The sequence below is a fragment of the Oceanispirochaeta sp. M1 genome (assembly GCF_003346715.1).
In the GTDB taxonomy this organism is placed as follows: domain Bacteria; phylum Spirochaetota; class Spirochaetia; order DSM-2461; family DSM-2461; genus Oceanispirochaeta.
Window position 1 is genome coordinate 1 of record NZ_QQPQ01000051.1, and the last position, 15,994, is coordinate 15,994.

Below are 15,994 nucleotides of genomic sequence, written 5' to 3' on the forward strand. Positions count from 1 at the left end.
ATCCGGACCGGATAAAGATAACTTTACTTTTACTCTACGCTTATCACTCATAAATCTGATGATACCCAATTCATGAAGTTTATAAAAGATCTTGAATAAATTTAGAATTAGTCGGTCATGACACTAGGTTCAATGCTTGGAAGTTTTTCCCGGCAATATATATCTGATATGGAACATGGACGTAAGAATATAAGTTTGCCTGTGGCTAAGAAATTAGCCATTTATTTTAATAGGTCTGTTAATCGATATATATGATTTGATCCCTTTTAAGTCTTTTCATCTTTATCAAAATCTGAGAAATATAATTCTTTCGTAAATTCCTGTGTTAGCTGCATTGAGTGAATAATATCATCCAGAAAGTCAACGATTTCATTTCTCAAAGAATTCAACCTCAGACAATCTGGCTTTATCGATTGCCGGTTTGAGAGATGATTTAAGGACGAGATCAACAGGTACTCCCAGGTCTTAAGATAGTTTCGACTCTATTCCCTTGGAAAGTTTATTCTGAGCTTGTTAATAAATGTTCACGGTACCGGAAGCATCCCAAATTCCGGAAGATTCAGGTTTTTTTTATCGATTATCTCTTTAGATTTCCTTTTCCCTTCTGGACAAAACAACATGCTGCCCCAATAATGGCAGGATCTTTAACGGGAGTCCTGAAGTACCGGAGGCGGAAGGGCAGTTTCTGTCAATCTGCTCTTACCGGTCTCATGTAAAAAAAATGTATACACAACACAAGAAAAGAGCGAAAGCCTATTTTGATGGGAGAGCCGAAAACTGGGATCAGGATTTCTTTCATCCTCCCTCGAAACTGGTGACCATTGCGGACTATTGCCGGATCGCCTCGGGACAGCGGATTCTGGATGCAGCCTGCGGTACCGGCATGATGACCCCCGCTCTGCTGGGAACTCCGGCAGGGCAGATTAAGGGAATAGACATTTCCGTAAAAATGATCGATCGGGCGAAGAGTAAATTCAAAGACTCCCGTCTAGAGTATGAGATGGTGGATCTCTACGAGTTTTCCGAGACAGGTTGGCATGTGGTTCTCATTTTCAATGCCTTTCCCCATTTGATGGACCGGTCGGGCCTGGTGGGTAAGCTCACAGAACTTCTGGTTCCGGGAGGGCGCTTTGTAGTGGCTCACAGTCAGGGACCGGATTCACTGAACCGTCTGCATGAGCAGAAGGCGGGCGATATCTCCTTTCCCCTGGGACCGGCGGAGCGGGAGGCCCGGATCTTTGAAAAGGCCTTTACTGTGGATACCCTGATTGACCGGGAGGATCTGTATGTGATTTCCGGGGTGTTGACCTGAAGGCTTTCCCAAGCGGGACGGCCGGTGCATTATAGCTCTATGGACAAGACAAGTCTCAAAGATAAAACCGTTCTCATCACCGGGGGCGCTCTCTTAGATCTCCCTCTTCTACTTCTGACGTTGTGCCGCTTCTCGGGTAAACTATATAATGGCAGAATATTGAATAGGATAACTATGTGATTCTTACAGATAAACAAAAAAATGAAATTATTTCCTTCTCAGTCGAACTGGTCAGACACTCGGGTGATTCGGGGAATGAACGGGATACTGCTGACTGTGTTCGCCGGAAAATGGAGGCCCTGGGTTACGATGATGTACTTGTCGATGAATATGGCTCCGTCCTGGGTATCTTAAAAGGAACTGTGCCCGGACCGACACTCCTCTTTGATGGTCATATGGATGTGGTTCCTGTCAGGGAAAAAGATAAATGGGAATATGAACCCTTTGGCGCCGAAATCTCGGAAGGCCGGATTTGGGGACGGGGAACTACGGACATGAAGGGTGCCCTTGCGGCAATGGTGTGCGCAGCTTCCTACCTGAAAAGGACAGAATTTACCGGTAAAATCCTTGTCTCTGCTTCTGTTGCTGAGGAAATTCTCATCGGAACTGCCTTGGATCATATACTGAAAAAAAATCCGGTGGATGCCGTGGTTATTGGTGAGCCGACGGGTTTGAAGCTGGGTAACGCCGAGAAAGGTCGTGCTAGTATTGAGATGATCTCTCATGGAACTGTGGCCCACAGCAGCCGTCCCGATCTGGGAGATAATGCTGTCTACCGCATGATGGATGCCATAGAGAGAATACGCGCCCTTCCCCGACGGTCTCATCCTCTACTGGGTGATGAAGTGATTGAGTTGGTGGAAATTTCATCTTTACCCTCTCCCGGAAATGGCTCCATCCCCGGTACATGCCATGCTGTATGGGAATGCCGTCTTCTCCCTGGAGAAACAAAAGAGGGATTTATCGAACGCTGGAGGACAGCACTCCAAGGAATTGACAGGACCGAATTAAAGATAGCTGACTACGAACTAACTTCCTATACAGGAAAGACTATGAGGATGGAAGATTTCCATCCCGGATGGCTGTCTGAAGAGATTGATGATGGCTTTACTGCTCTGGTGAGTGAATCCGTCAGGGAATGTGGAAGGACCGTGGAATTCTATGCTGCACCTTATGGCTGCAATGCTCTGGTAAGTGCAGCCAAAAGGAATATTCCGACGGTCATTCTCGGTCCCGGAGATATCGCTCTGGCTCATAAACCCAACGAAAATATCTTAATCGACGACCTGCTCGCCGCCGCCGGTATTTACGGGGCTATTTGCAAAAAATGTCAGCATTGTAGTCTGGAACTTAAGAATCCCCAATCCGATCACCATAAATCCACTTTGTGAAAGGAACAATTGTATCTTCAAAAGAGAGTGTACAAGGGTGACAATCTTTGTTTATCGTTTATTGAACTATAAAAGGCCGGTCATAAGCCGGCCTTATTAAGATTATTCTTTAGTGAGAACCTTTATCTTTCTTGGTTTTTCCGACTCTTTTACTCCAAGAGTCAGGGTCACCACTCCATTTTTAATAACTGCATTTATGTTGTTACGATCAATGGTGTTATCAATAGTATACTCTTGATGGAAGTCACCGTGCCGAATTTCATTTAGGAGATAATTTCCTTTAAAATGGACCTTTTCTTTTTTTCCATCAATGATAAGCAGATCATTATCAATGTTTATATCCAGGGTTTCTTTTGTTACCCCAGGCATCTCTAAGTGCAAAACCACTGACTCTTTGTTCTGTAAAATGTCACAGGGCGCTGGATACTTTTTCATTCCCTGTAGATCCTTTGTTTCTTCCATATCACTTTCCTCCTCAGTTTACTGAATCTTTACTGCAATCTGTTTTGGTTTTGATTCTTCTTTTTTAGGAAGCATAACCTGTAGAATACCATTCCTCATTTCTGCAGATATTTTTTCATTATCAACAGTCTGCGGGAGAGTAATAGTTCTCTGAAAACTACCGCTCCAGGTTTCTTTTTTGTAGTATTTCCCTTCTTTATGCTCCTCTTCAGACTTTTTATTTCCTTTTATAGTAAGTATGTTGGAAGCAATTGATACATCAATATCTTTCTCTTCCAAACCAGGTAACTCGCAACTGAGGGTAAATTCATTTTCTCCTTCAATAAAATCAATTGATGGAGCAACACTGCGGTCGAATAGCCCAGTTGTGGTAGGAATTCTGTTGTCTGAAAAAAGATCATTGATCTCATTCTGCAAAGACCTCATTTCTTCCCATGGATCGTTCAAGCTTCTGTTCTTCCATTTAACTAATGCCATAACAGCACCTCCAATTGTTTAATCTAATGACAATATTGCAAAAAATATGCCAATTCTAAAACCCCGGAATAGTGAGGTTTCAAGAGCGGATATACTTTTTTGGGGATGTCTGAAATGGTCTTCTGTGTAAAAAAGAAACAATTGAGATTTTTCGATTATTTGAAATATGGCATTTTGACACAATCAATTATGAAGTCCCTTCATCTTGGGTCATTATCCCCCTGAATCGAGAATTCTATGGGTAGATCTTTATTTAAACCACTGGTCTAATGTATACAATCCGGGGTTTTTCTCCGACCACAAAACCCCGATGCCGCCCCCAATATTGATAAAGAGATTATGGAAACATGGTGTGATATTCTCAAGCTGAAGAAGACTGGTTGTCAACCAGATGGATATCTGATTGTTCTGATTTCTGGTTTTGTAGTCAGTAACAGAGGGGCCATACATGAATACTCTAGTGATTTAATTAGCGTTTTAAGGATGAAACAAGCATCTGCTGGTAAGCAAAGGAATAATTATTATTGTTAATGCATCTTTTCTGATCTAATCTTTAGTAATCACTACTACTTTAGGATTCTTTAAACCTGATAGGAAATGGGCCGGGAAATCATGAGGGAGGAAATTATGTCAGATATGTATGAAGAGATAAGGGATGAAAAAGGGGAATGGAAACCCGAGAACTCTCCAGCAGATTCGCCATTGTTTTCATGGCCCTGGAATTTGAAGAAAATATTGAAGTACTATTTTGGCCCTCAGGGATTCTTTTTTCCAAATAATCTGATTTATGCCCTCATTGCTGTAATGAGTTGGGTTTATTTCACACCCGAACTTTCCAGAGCAGAAACATTTTCTTTCGGCTGGATCGCAGAAATCTATCTGCGCAATACTGTTCTGCTGATTCTGATTGTAGGAAGCCTTCATCTCAGACTCTATATGTCAAAAGCTCAGGGAGAGAGATACAAATACATTAATAAATGGATGGATAAGGGAAATAAAAAGTTTTTGTTCAGAAATCAAGTCTGGGATAATATATTCTGGAGCCTTACAAGTGGCAGTATCATCTGGACAGCCTATGAGGCTCTGACCCTATGGATGTATGCCAATGGAAGGCTTCCCTATATCGATTTTAAGAGCCATCCTGTCTATTTTATTCTTCTCATGATGGCCATCCCTTTTCTCAGACTGACTCACTTTTATTTCATACACAAATGGAGTCATTGGAAACCTCTTTATAAAATTTCTCACTATCTTCACCATAAAAATATTAATATTGGTCCCTGGAGCGGTTTATCCATGCATCCAATTGAACATTTATTATATTTCTCAGGCATATTGATTCACTGGGTTATTCCTTCTCATCCCATCCATGGAATCTTTCATCTGATGCATGCTGGTCTCAGTCCTGCTGCGGGGCATACAGGATTTCACAAGCTTGTTCTTAATAAGAAAGCAGAATGGAATACGGATCATTATTTCCATTATCTGCACCACAAGTATTTTACTGTGAATTTCGGTGTTGAAAGTGTCCCTCTGGATAAATGGTTCGGCAGTTATCATGATGGTTCGGATAAAGCTCATGAGGAAATGCTGAGAAAGAGAAAGAACCTCAAAGGATAAAAGAGTAATTCTCGAAGGTCTAAATATAGAAATTCAGGATTGGCCCCATATCATAACTTTATGTCCCTCTATCTTTCCTATTTTTACCGGAATGTTGTAGAGGTCCGTCAGGTTTTTATCATTGAGAATACTCTCTGAAGGTCCAGATTGAATTACAGATCCGTTTTTCAGAAGGATGGCATGGTCTGCCAGGCGAATTACCAGTTCCGGATCGTGGGATGTAAAAAAGAGGCTGATCCCCTTCTGCTTAAGTTTTTGCAATATCTGGATGATTTTTTCCCTGTTATGCAGATCAAGATGGGATGCCGGTTCGTCCAGGAGCAGCAGCTTCGGCTGTTGAGTCAGTGCTCTTGCGAGCAGGACCAGCTGCCGTTCTCCTCCGCTTAGACGGGATACTCTCCTTTTTACAAGATGAGCGATCCCAGCCTCTTCCAGAGCTTCCAGAGCGATTCTTTTATCATCCTGTCCAGGATTTCCAAGGGTCGGGAGGTAGGGACTTCGTCCCAGAAGAATATATTCCAGAACAGAATAATCGAATTGTATTATTTCATCCTGTGGAACCAGTGCCATAAACTGGCCTCTTTTTCTGGGACTCCACTGGCTGATGGGATAGTCCTGAAGCAGTATCTCACCACTCTGTGGAGTGCGCCAACCGAGAGACAGATCCATAATTGTCGTTTTTCCTGCTCCGTTGGGCCCTAATAGAGCCGATGCTATTCCTGTGGGCACCTGCATATCTAAAGAGGGGAAGAGGGGATTTTTTTTTCGATACCAGTTAAATTGGACATTCCGGAATTCCATGATATTACTCATCCCTGCCTCCTCATATATGCTTCTGTATGGGTGAAAAAACCATTAGAAGAGTAAAGATCAGTGCACCCGAAAGGGATGTCAGAATGCCAAGAGGAATCTCACCAGTACTGATTGTTCGTGCAGCATCATCGCAAATCAGGGCAAAGATGCCGCCTGTTAAAAGTGCTGTCGGAACGGACTTCGATGTATCGCTGCCGGATATTCTCCTGGCAATATGGGGGATTATCAGTCCGATCCAACCAATGATTCCGCAATATGAGACCACTGATGCAGTCGCAAGTACTGCAATCAACAGGAAAAAATTCTTCTCCAGAACCGGAGATATTCCAAGTGAATGGGCTGTTCTATCCCCCATTGAGAGAAGATTCAGCCGCCACCTCAGTATGAAAATCAGGAAAAGGGATGGTACGGTAAAGGGAATCAGGTATTTCAGTTCAGTCCATCCTATCCCGGACAGTCCCCCCATCATCCAAAATGTTATTTCCTGAAGCTGGCTTCTCGGATCTGCAAGATATTTCAAAATCCCAAGACCCGAAGAGAACATGGCCGAGATGATAATTCCGGCAAGGATCAATCGGATAATCCAGCCACCGAAACGGATCGCCCTGGCCAGGAACCATGTAAGTCCCAGGGCGGTCAAAGAGAATAGGGCTGCCGAAAGTGTGATGGCTATGGGGATCTTTATATTAAGGATTATCATCAGTGCAGCTCCGAAGGCCGCCCCCTGGGAGATTCCTAAAAAGCCCGCTTCAACAAGGGGATTGCCAAGAATTGTCTGAAATACCAGTCCTGTCAATGCAAGTGTACTTCCCAGAATCACAGCTGTTATAATACGTGGAAGTCGTAGGTTCAGAATGATATTCCAGGCTATGGGATCTGTACGAATATTATGGATATTTATAAAACCCGGTTCTGGATAACGTCCCAGCAGTAGTGAACCGACAAACAGAGCTGTCAATAAAAAAATAAGTAAAAGATTTTTTATCCAGACAGGATTTTTTTTCTCCACAATTCTATTTTATCCCTTCTATGAAAGGATAAATCTTGCTGCGGTAATCCTCCTCAGAGATGTTATAGAAATCGGCAAAGAATCTTTCTGCAACTTTATCCATATCCAAGTCTGAATAATACTCTTGATGTGAGATATAGGCCATCCATTGCAGACCTATCAGCCATCGTGGGTCCGGTTGATCCCAGCTATGAAAATCCATAGGGAAAGGGTGAATCTCCTTTTCTTTATAGGCACGCAATTCCTGCCAGTAAGGGCTCTCATCTATGATCTTCAGGACCTCTGAGATAGGACTCCTATAAGATATTAAAAAGATCTGATCAGGATCCCAGGCTGCTATCTGTTCAAATCCTACCTTTGTCCACTTTGTTCCCAGATCTGCTTCAGACCATACGGGCTCTGAGCCAGACATTTTCAGCATTCTGGTCTGGATATATGTCAAAGGGGGGACCTGAAATGCTCCGGTTCCGTCTTTCTCGGAGTAATAGAGGATGAGGTTCCTCTTCTTATTTTCCTGATCAATATTTTCAAGAGGACGGAGAACGTTCATTGTGTATTCGGTAAAGAGTCTTTGTAATTCTTCTGCTCTTTTCTGATTGCCGAATATTTGTCCAAGAATGGCAAGATCCGCCTCCCAGGCTTCGGGTGATTCCAGGTTCAGATAGATGACCGGAATCCCGACCTTCTTGAATTCCTTATCATATTTACTGAATAGAAAATCCTTCACTATAAGCAAATCCGGTGATGCTGCCATTATCTCTTCAATATTAATCGTACGGGGGAGTATGATCTTTTTATCATATTCAGGGTCAAGAATTGGAAGAAAATATCCTCTTTTCTGATTACTGTCTGACATGGCTACTACACGTTCACTTGCTTCAGGAAACAAATAGATGGCATCATTTATAAGAAAGGCGGAGGAGCCGGTTTGAATAATTCTTTGAGGAATTTCCGGCAGGACGACTGTTCTTCCAAGTGAGTCCTGAATTGTTATTGGATTCTCTCTTTTTTCTTTTATAATCGAATCAGATGTTTCCCGGGAACCGTTTCCCCATAAAAAAGACTGACTGACTAAGAGTAGTGTAAATATAAAATTAAGTGCTTTCATAAGGAATAAGATAGATCAGTCATGGCAGTATGTAAATATAAGTCAAAAATGGACAGACAACTCTTTAATCCTGATATGTATAGTAAGCTTTGCATTCGCTGTGGGGGGGGGTGAAGGTAAATAGCCTTCAGCTATCCGCTTTGAATTTATTAAATTTCCTATTGCCAGATATTGAAAGTTCATCTTATACTGAAAACGTTACCGGTAACGTTTTCAGTAATGTTCAAGGTAAATTGAGGAGTTCCTTTGGCTAATGTGACAATTAAAGATATTGCCAGACATGCAGGAGTCTCTGTATCGACAGTCTCCAGAGTTATGAATCAGAAACCTGATGTTAAATCTGAGACCCATGAACGGGTCACTCTGGCAATTGAGAAACTGGGATACAGTCCTAACAGTGTTGCAAGGGGTCTAGTTTTACAGCGATCCAATGTTATCGGCTTTATTGCCAGTGATATTACAAATCCAAACTTTCCCCAATTGGCAAGAGCCGTCGTTGCCAGAGCAAAAACCCATGGTTATTCTGTTATGATTTTTGATACTGCCCATGATAGTAAAGTAGAGAAGGAAGCCCTTCGGCTTTTGCAGAGTCGTCAGGTCGATGGAATTATTCTTAATTTTGGTGAAGCTAATACAGATGAACTTGAAAAGTTAAAGAAAGAAAACTTTCCAATTGTGCAGGTTTATCGGAAGACTCCACGCTCAGCCATATCCACCATAGCCTTAAATAATCAAGAGTCCGGATATAAGGCAACCAGATATCTATTGGATTTAGGTCATAAGAAAATTGGACATATAACCCCGGGTATAGAGACGCAATCAGGGCTTGAACGATTAACAGGCTACAGGCAGGCACTGGAAGATGCAGGTATTCTGTATAATGAACAGTTGGTAATTAACGGTGTGAATACTGCTGCTTCGGGTCAGGAGTGTATGAAACAACTTTTAGAGCTTGAAGAGTCTGTTACAGCCGTATTTGTCTCCCACGATATGATGGCAGTAGGGGCTTATGAAGCTATTTATTCCAAGGGGATGCAGATACCCGATGACATTTCAATAATCGGTCATGATAATATTCCCATTGGTAATTTTGTCAGACCCAAATTGACGACCATGGATACCCATAAAGACAAATTGGGAGAAGCTGGAATTGATCTACTCATAGAAGAGATAGAGAATTCAGCTACTTTAGGAAAAGAAAGAGTTTTTTCAGCAGATATTCTTATCAGAGAATCCTGTGGGAAGATTAGTTAGAAGATGATTTAATTTTTTTTTGAATAAAAAACTGAAAACGTTACCGGTAACGTTTTCAGGACTAGGGAGATTGATATGAATCAAGATTATAAAAATAGATCTATTGCAGCCATGGTATCACTTGGAATCGGTGATGCTTCGGGAGACTTGGGAAGAGACAATGATGTAAGGCAGAAATACGGCATAGTGACACAGCTGCTTCCTGAAGGAAAAAGTACGGATGATACAGAATTCTCTGTGTTATCTGCCAGAGCTCTTTTGGATCATAAAGAAAATTTCACTTCCCAGGGTGTTGCAGAAACATGGCGCCGACTTGTTCTGAGCGATGGTGGAGCAAGAGCGAGAGGTGGGACACCTCTTTACGGTGCACTTTGGAACCTCTCTCAGGGTATGGAACCGCCTTTATCAGGCCAGGATAATACCCTCAATATTGATGATGGTGCCGCAATGCGTGCTGTTCCCTTTTCAGTCTATTCTCTTGGAGACCCGGATGAGGCTGCCCGTTTAGCGGCAATTGATGCCTGTGTCAGTCATGATAGAGACGGTATCTGGGCTGCACAGGCTATAGCTGCGGCCGTTGCTTCCGCATTATCCGGAGCCGATGTAGATGAGGTTATTGAACAAGGACGCCGTTTTATCCCGGAAGATAGCTGGCTTGGAAGAAAAATGGATGAGGCAATGGGGATTCTCGATGAATTTGATGACCCTTTTGACCAGTATGAGGCCCTTCACACAAGACTCTGGGCTCCCCGTCATTCGGTCTCTCCTGAAGCAATTCCTCAGGTTTTTGCTCTCTTCAAAATGTGTAAAGGTGAGTTCAGGAAGGGTTTTCTCCTCTCAGCAAACTTCGGCAGGGATGCGGATACAATCTGTGCCCTGACCCTTGCTCTCTGTGGTGCCTCTCAGGGGCTGGATGTTATTCCCAAAGAATGGATAGAGCAAGTAAAACAGCCAGCTGGAGTTTGTCTCAGATTTGCTGCAGAAGAGAACCTTGTAGATCTGACTGAAAAATTGATTGATGCTGCCCTCAGTATGAAATCAGGGGAGAGTAAATCTAGATGAGAAGTGAAACCAAACGAAGATTGAAGAGGGACAGACAGCTCTATATCATGCTTCTGCCGGTTTTACTCTTCTTCTTTATCTGGCATTACATACCAATGTGGGGGGCGAGGATTGCATTTCAGGATATGCGATATATTGGTGCCAATGAATGGGTAGGATTGAAGCATTTCAAGATGCTGTTCTCATCTCCTGTCTTTTTCAGAGTGTTCATGAATACTGTAACCATCAGTACCATGAAGATCATACTGATATTTCCTCTGCCAATATTTCTAGCATTTTCCTTTAATGAACTGAGAGGATCAATATATCGAAATGCATTACAGTCTGTTATTTATATTCCTCATTTTCTATCCTGGGTCGTAATTTCCGGGATATTTATATCTCTCCTTGCATCACCTGACGGAGTAATCAATCAGATAATCACTTTATTCGGTGGAGACCCTGTCTCCTTTATGACATCAACAAGACACATTCGATGGGTCTTTGTGTTTAGTGAAGCCTGGCGGAGTATCGGATGGGATTCCATTCTTTATATTGCGGCTATAAACAGTATCTCCCAGGGCTTATACGATGCCGCTACAGTTGATGGGGCCAGTAAGTTTCAGCAGGCTATGAAAATTACACTTCCAAGCATAGCTCCGACGATTATCACTATGTTCATTCTTAATCTTGGTTTTTTCATGAATGCCGGTTTTGATCAGGTTTTCAATATGATGAATGATGCGGTCATAAATCATGTGGATATTATTGATACATATGTATACCGGGTCGGCCTGACCAAGGGGAATTTTTCTCTAGGTACTGCTGCAGGCCTGTTTAAGGGTGTAATAGGTATCATTCTTATTCTGGGAACTGACAAAATAAGCAGGAAAATCTCCGGGGAGGGGGTATGGTAAAGAAAAAATCCAGAATGAGCCCGGCTTATATTTTTATTGTCATATCATTGGCTCTGCTTGCTATTGTCATGATTTACCCTATTTACAATCAATTGGTTATATCCTTAACAGGCCCTGAATATATTGCCCAGGCGGATGGAACTTCAATCATCCCCAGGGGTATCACCCTCAGTACCTATAGATCAGTTCTGGCTATTCCCAAGGTTTACCTCGGTGTTCTCAACAGCCTGCTGATTACTTCTGTCGGATTAATGGTCAATCTTGTACTTACAAGTATGGGGGCTTATGTTCTGATTAAAAAGGATCTGCTGGGTCGGAATGTTTTTATGACCTTGATAATCATAACTATGATCTTTGAGGGCGGACTCATACCGGATTATTTTCTAATGAAAAATCTGCATCTGCTGGACAGCTATTGGTCTGTAATCCTGTATAAGGCAGTGAATCCCTATTACCTGATAATTCTGATGCGATTTTTTTCTTCCGTGCCTAAGTCCCTGTTTGAAGCTGCCAGGGTGGATGGATACAGTGAATTTAAAATTCTTTTTAAGATTGTACTCCCTATCTCTCTATCCGGAATTGCCACAATCGCCCTGTTTTATGGTGTCTTTCACTGGAATGAATACTTCAGATCCATGATCTATCTGACAAGCCAGGTTAAATGGCCTCTTCAGGTCGTTCTGAGGGAACTGATAGTTTCAATGGAAAAAGCTGCCTTTATCGGAGCCACCAATTTTTTAAAGGGATCAGGTGCAGCCAATATTGATTTCAAAGCAATCAAGGCAGCTCTGATTATCATCGCGATTTTACCGATTCTCATGTTCTATCCCTTTGTTCTCAAATACTTTGTAAAAGGCAGAACAGCCGGAGCGGTAAAGGAATAATAAAGTTGATTGAAGGATTTTTATCCTTTTTATCATAGATCGAATGCGGCCTTACCCATATTGGAAAGGCGTAGATATTATTTTTTGGAGGAATTGTATGAAAAAAAAGGTTTTAGCACTACTGACCCTTCTCACTTTGACATCGGCACTCTTTGCCGGGGGGGCGCAGGAAGAAGCTCCTGTTCAGGATGGAGTTGTTTCCATCAAAATTGTAGCCAAGGATTTTCCGGATACTGATCCGGCGAACATTGCACATCTAAGGAACATTGAAGCAGGATTTGAAGCTTATACAGGTCAGAAAATTGCCCTGGAACTCGTTCCAGTACCAGAGGGTGCCTATGGTGAGAAATTAAATCTCATGCTCTTAGCTGGTAATATTCCAGACCTGATTTACTTTCAGGGTGGAGATGAAGTTATTGCCAACCAGGGACTTCTTGTAGATCTGGGACCATATATTAAGTCCTCTGAAGTCATGCAGGATGTTTTGATGGATTTCAATAAAGATAGATTAGCCAATTATCCATATCTACTCTGGCTGGCACCTCCTCGGGCTAGAACTGCTGTAATCCGAGAAGATTGGTTTAATGAAGCCGGAGGTGAAATTCCAGTCACTGTAGATGATTATACTGAATTGTTCAGATCAATTAAAAACAATCATCCCGAAGCCTTTGTTATGACAGATACCGGAAACACAGGACGTATGGATTTTACCTTTAATCATGCATTCGGACTGAATGCTACATGGGTCAGGGAAAATGGAGCTTATGTCTATAATAAGGTTTCTGAAGGTTCCAGAAACAAACTGGCCTACTATCAGAAAATGTACGCAGAGGGAATCCTTGATCCAGAATATGTAACCACTAAGTGGGATTCCATGGAAGATAAACTGTATACGAATCAAGTAGCTATGGTTTATGGAACAGCTGGAATCGTACTTGATATTTACAATGATAAACTAATGGAAAACCAGGGAGTCGGAGTTGTTGCACTTCCTCCTGCCAAAGGGATCGGTCAGGGATATTCTGTATCCTCTGCTAAAGAGACAAGAGGCTGGGGCATTAGCACAACAAGCAAAAATCCAGATGTTGTTTTTGAACTACTTGAATTTCTCGCTACTGACGAAGGACAGACTCTGGATCGTTATGGTGTTGAGGGGACTCATTATAATGTAGTTGACGGTAAAGTTGAATTTACTGAAGAAAAAGAAAACTGGTGGCCTCATTTTCATGAAGTCATGGCTTGGGATGCTCCTACTCCCCTTCTGGGAGAGAATGGTCTGAAAGGCTGGGAATTCATCCAGAAATATTCAGTGGGTGATCCCGACTTTCCAATTCCTGAAGAACTTTCTCCCACCTGGGATGCTCTGGAAAATCTGTACAAAGAGTACAGCTACAAAATAATCAGTGGAGAATACAGCATTGATAAATTCGATGAGTTTGTCAGCCAGTGGTATGATTTAGGTGGAACCAAAGTAACTGACTATGCCAATGAAGTCATGAAGTAAAGTAATTAGATAATTTAAAACAATAAATTGAATAATCCCGGTGAGGGTTTAACTCTTCACCGGGTTTTATCAGGCCAGTCCCTGGCTCTGAAGGAAAGAGAATGATTGAAACAGAAGAATATTTACATAAAGTCTATGCAGGATTACTTGGAAAATGTATTGGTGTCCGTCTTGGTGCTCCAGTTGAACCAACAATATGGACCTACGAACGAATTGAACAATGCTATGGTGAAATTCGGGGTTATATAAAAGATTATAAGAATTTTGCTGCAGATGATGATGTTAATGGCCCTCTGTTTTTTATACGATCTCTCATTGATGAACCGGGTCCCCTTACTCCACAGAAAGTAGGAAAATCCTGGTTGAATTATACTCGGGAAGGAATCGGATTTTATTGGTGGGGCGGTTACGGCAGAAGTACGGAGCATACGGCCTATCTGAATCTGAAGTCAGGGATACAGGCCCCTGAATCAGGCAGTATTGCAGTTAATGGTGAAACCATTGCTGAACAGATAGGAGGGCAGATCTTTATAGACTCATGGGGATGGATTCATCCTGGAGATGTGAAAGAAGCTGCTCGTTGTACTGCTATCGCTGCCAGTGTCGGTCATGATCGTAATGGTATATACGGTGGTGTTTTCATTGCTTCCTGTATCTCTCAGGCTTTTCTGGGAGGAACAATAGAAACCATTATCGAGACGGCATTGAAGGAAATTCCTGAGGACTGTGAATATGCCCGCGTCGTGAAGGCTGTAAGGGATTTTTATACAGAAGCTCCAGATGACTGGCGTAGTGCCAGATTATTCCTGGAAAAGAATTTCGGATATGACCGTTATGGTGGTGTCTGTCATATTATTCCTAATGCCGGTGTGTGTGCCCTCTCTCTCTATTACGGTCAAGCCGATTTTGCAAGGACTGTAGAAATTGCCACAATGAGTGGCTGGGACACAGACTGTAATGCTGGTAATGTAGGCGCCATCCTGGGAGTTCTCAAGGGTACTGAGGGAATTCCTGATCATTACCGCAGGCCTATTAATGACTGGCATGCTGCCAGCTCAATTTCCGGAGCCCTGAATAATATTGATCTACCCACTGCAAGCCGGGAACTGGCTGTATTGGGACTTGAAAAAATGGGAAGGACTGTTCCTGATTCAATAAGAAGAGGTTGTTTCAGTGATGATATCATTCTTGACTTCTCTCTTCCGGGCTCCAGCTGTGGTCTGAGAACTTCATCGGCCTATCTCTCTCCCATCGCTCCCGGAGAAGAAATGCATCGAAGTGGTGCTGTAACAATTCTACTGGATCGTCTGGTCCGAGGAGACAGTTCATCAATCTATTATAAACCCTATTATCGTCGCAGTGATTTTGATGATGAACGCTACAGACCGAGTTTTACTCCTCTGGCAACTGAGGGACAGACTTTAAGAATAAAGGGCTTTCTGGAAACCATGAGTGGAAGCAGAATTACTTTGGCACCCTATGTCAAAGATGCTGTCAGTGGAGAAATTCAGCAGGATAGTGAAATCTTCCTGCAGGGAGACCAGGAGTTCTCTCTCCAGTGGACTCTTCCCAAATGCCCCTTTGCCATTGCTGAAGTAGGAATCCTGATCAACTCTGTAGAAGCCCCTAAGTTTCTGGGTAAGCTTATGATCACTGATTTTTCAATTACAGGGAAACGACAGTTCCAGATTGATTACAAAGATGAATATAAAGAATTCGACGGTCTCTCAAGATGTTCTGCCGTAGGTGGTGCCTGGGAGTTGGAAGATAATGCCCTTCATGTCATTACACAAAATGATTTTCAGCTCTATTCAGGAGCCTATTACACCACAGACAGCAGGGTTAAAGCTGTACTGATACCGGATCAGGGATTCAGTCACCTTCTGGCCTTTCGCTGCAGGGGTGCTGAATACGGCTATTTTTTCGGTTTGCATGAAGCCGATAAAGTATCATTGATTAAAAGAAATGGTAAAAATCAGATTCTTGAACAAGCAGATTTCACCTGGTCCCTGGGTAATAAATATGAATTGGAAGTTACAGTAGAATCATACAAGGGAAAATGCAGAATCCAGGGATTTATTTCTGGAGAGCGAATCATTGATTTCACTGATTCTGATCCTCAGCCCTATGGAATGGCGGGTCTTGCAAAATGGAAGGCAGGAAGAACTCATTTCATCAGTCTGAGTGCAGAGGAGTTCTGAT

15 protein-coding genes are annotated in these 15,994 nt (G+C 42.5%); 10 read left to right on the top strand and 5 right to left on the bottom strand.

What is annotated here, in order from left to right:
- Window positions 1-132: 132 nt before the first annotated feature.
- The 3 genes from DV872_RS27320 (at window position 133) to DV872_RS22775 (ending at window position 2,703) form a co-directional block, all read left to right on the top strand.
- The gene (locus DV872_RS27320; protein ID WP_370446661.1) at window positions 133-255 is read left to right on the top strand and encodes a helix-turn-helix domain-containing protein; all 123 of its coding nucleotides are present in this window, start codon (window positions 133-135) and stop codon (window positions 253-255) included.
- Between the two features lie 466 nt (window positions 256-721).
- Window positions 722-1,312 (top strand): class I SAM-dependent methyltransferase, encoded by a 591-nt coding sequence (locus DV872_RS22770; RefSeq protein ID WP_114632271.1) that lies wholly within the window; start codon window positions 722-724, stop codon window positions 1,310-1,312.
- Between the two features lie 176 nt (window positions 1,313-1,488).
- Entirely contained in the window at window positions 1,489-2,703 is a 1,215-nt protein-coding gene (locus DV872_RS22775) for a M20/M25/M40 family metallo-hydrolase (RefSeq protein ID WP_114632272.1), read from the top strand.
- 102 nt (window positions 2,704-2,805) lie between these two features.
- Here DV872_RS22775 and DV872_RS22780 read toward each other — a convergent pair whose 3' ends face one another.
- Window positions 2,806-3,165, bottom strand: coding sequence for an Hsp20/alpha crystallin family protein (locus tag DV872_RS22780; RefSeq protein ID WP_114632273.1), 360 nt, complete (start codon window positions 3,163-3,165; stop codon window positions 2,806-2,808).
- 18 nt (window positions 3,166-3,183) lie between these two features.
- Window positions 3,184-3,642: an Hsp20/alpha crystallin family protein gene (locus DV872_RS22785; protein WP_114632274.1), complete on the bottom strand. Its 459-nt coding sequence runs from the start codon at window positions 3,640-3,642 to the stop codon at window positions 3,184-3,186.
- A 627-nt stretch (window positions 3,643-4,269) separates the two neighbouring features.
- On the opposite strand from DV872_RS22785, the gene DV872_RS22795 reads away from it, so the two are divergent.
- Window positions 4,270-5,262: a sterol desaturase family protein gene (locus DV872_RS22795; RefSeq protein ID WP_199563528.1), complete on the top strand. Its 993-nt coding sequence runs from the start codon at window positions 4,270-4,272 to the stop codon at window positions 5,260-5,262.
- 33 nt (window positions 5,263-5,295) lie between these two features.
- Here the strand turns inward: DV872_RS22795 and DV872_RS22800 are convergent, their stop codons facing one another.
- The 3 genes from DV872_RS22800 to DV872_RS22810 are packed head-to-tail and all read right to left on the bottom strand — an operon-like array spanning window position 5,296 to window position 8,192.
- Window positions 5,296-6,075, bottom strand: a complete 780-nt coding sequence (locus DV872_RS22800) for an ABC transporter ATP-binding protein (protein WP_114632276.1) — start codon at window positions 6,073-6,075, stop codon at window positions 5,296-5,298.
- 10 nt (window positions 6,076-6,085) lie between these two features.
- Window positions 6,086-7,084, bottom strand: a complete 999-nt coding sequence (locus DV872_RS22805) for an iron ABC transporter permease (RefSeq protein ID WP_233516445.1) — start codon at window positions 7,082-7,084, stop codon at window positions 6,086-6,088.
- A gap of 4 nt (window positions 7,085-7,088) precedes the next feature.
- A complete protein-coding gene (locus DV872_RS22810) occupies window positions 7,089-8,192 on the bottom strand; it encodes an ABC transporter substrate-binding protein (RefSeq protein ID WP_114632277.1) in 1,104 nt (367 codons plus the stop codon).
- A gap of 255 nt (window positions 8,193-8,447) precedes the next feature.
- Between DV872_RS22810 and DV872_RS22815 the strand changes: the two genes are divergently transcribed.
- The 6 genes from DV872_RS22815 (at window position 8,448) to DV872_RS22840 (ending at window position 15,993) form a co-directional block, all read left to right on the top strand.
- Window positions 8,448-9,446, top strand: a complete 999-nt coding sequence (locus DV872_RS22815) for a LacI family DNA-binding transcriptional regulator (RefSeq protein ID WP_233516446.1) — start codon at window positions 8,448-8,450, stop codon at window positions 9,444-9,446.
- Between the two features lie 75 nt (window positions 9,447-9,521).
- Window positions 9,522-10,508, top strand: a complete 987-nt coding sequence (locus DV872_RS22820) for an ADP-ribosylglycohydrolase family protein (protein WP_114632279.1) — start codon at window positions 9,522-9,524, stop codon at window positions 10,506-10,508.
- Complete coding sequence (locus tag DV872_RS22825; protein ID WP_114632280.1) at window positions 10,505-11,404, top strand: sugar ABC transporter permease; 900 nt, start codon at window positions 10,505-10,507, stop codon at window positions 11,402-11,404. The genes DV872_RS22820 and DV872_RS22825 overlap by 4 nt, the downstream gene beginning before the upstream one ends.
- The gene (locus DV872_RS22830; RefSeq protein ID WP_114632281.1) at window positions 11,398-12,288 is read left to right on the top strand and encodes a carbohydrate ABC transporter permease; all 891 of its coding nucleotides are present in this window, start codon (window positions 11,398-11,400) and stop codon (window positions 12,286-12,288) included. The genes DV872_RS22825 and DV872_RS22830 overlap by 7 nt, the downstream gene beginning before the upstream one ends.
- A gap of 97 nt (window positions 12,289-12,385) precedes the next feature.
- Window positions 12,386-13,792, top strand: coding sequence for an extracellular solute-binding protein (locus DV872_RS22835; RefSeq protein WP_114632282.1), 1,407 nt, complete (start codon window positions 12,386-12,388; stop codon window positions 13,790-13,792).
- 101 nt (window positions 13,793-13,893) lie between these two features.
- Window positions 13,894-15,993, top strand: a complete 2,100-nt coding sequence (locus DV872_RS22840; protein ID WP_114632283.1) for an ADP-ribosylglycohydrolase family protein — start codon at window positions 13,894-13,896, stop codon at window positions 15,991-15,993.
- Window position 15,994 lies beyond the last annotated feature (1 nt).

Excerpts from the sequence above, each read along its gene's own strand:
- DV872_RS22810 (WP_114632277.1), bottom strand. The coding sequence starts at position 8,192 with ATGAAAGCACTTAATTTTATATTTACACTACTCTTAGTCAGTCAGTCT.
- DV872_RS22800 (WP_114632276.1), bottom strand. The coding sequence starts at position 6,075 with ATGAGTAATATCATGGAATTCCGGAATGTCCAATTTAACTGGTATCGA.
- DV872_RS22825 (WP_114632280.1), top strand. The coding sequence starts at position 10,505 with ATGAGAAGTGAAACCAAACGAAGATTGAAGAGGGACAGACAGCTCTAT.
- DV872_RS22830 (WP_114632281.1), top strand. The coding sequence starts at position 11,398 with ATGGTAAAGAAAAAATCCAGAATGAGCCCGGCTTATATTTTTATTGTC.
- DV872_RS22835 (WP_114632282.1), top strand. The coding sequence starts at position 12,386 with ATGAAAAAAAAGGTTTTAGCACTACTGACCCTTCTCACTTTGACATCG.
- DV872_RS22820 (WP_114632279.1), top strand. The coding sequence starts at position 9,522 with ATGAATCAAGATTATAAAAATAGATCTATTGCAGCCATGGTATCACTT.
- DV872_RS22795 (WP_199563528.1), top strand. The coding sequence starts at position 4,270 with ATGTCAGATATGTATGAAGAGATAAGGGATGAAAAAGGGGAATGGAAA.
- DV872_RS27320 (WP_370446661.1), top strand. The coding sequence starts at position 133 with ATGCTTGGAAGTTTTTCCCGGCAATATATATCTGATATGGAACATGGA.
- DV872_RS22770 (WP_114632271.1), top strand. The coding sequence starts at position 722 with ATGTATACACAACACAAGAAAAGAGCGAAAGCCTATTTTGATGGGAGA.
- DV872_RS22785 (WP_114632274.1), bottom strand. The coding sequence starts at position 3,642 with ATGGCATTAGTTAAATGGAAGAACAGAAGCTTGAACGATCCATGGGAA.
- DV872_RS22780 (WP_114632273.1), bottom strand. The coding sequence starts at position 3,165 with ATGGAAGAAACAAAGGATCTACAGGGAATGAAAAAGTATCCAGCGCCC.
- DV872_RS22840 (WP_114632283.1), top strand. The coding sequence starts at position 13,894 with ATGATTGAAACAGAAGAATATTTACATAAAGTCTATGCAGGATTACTT.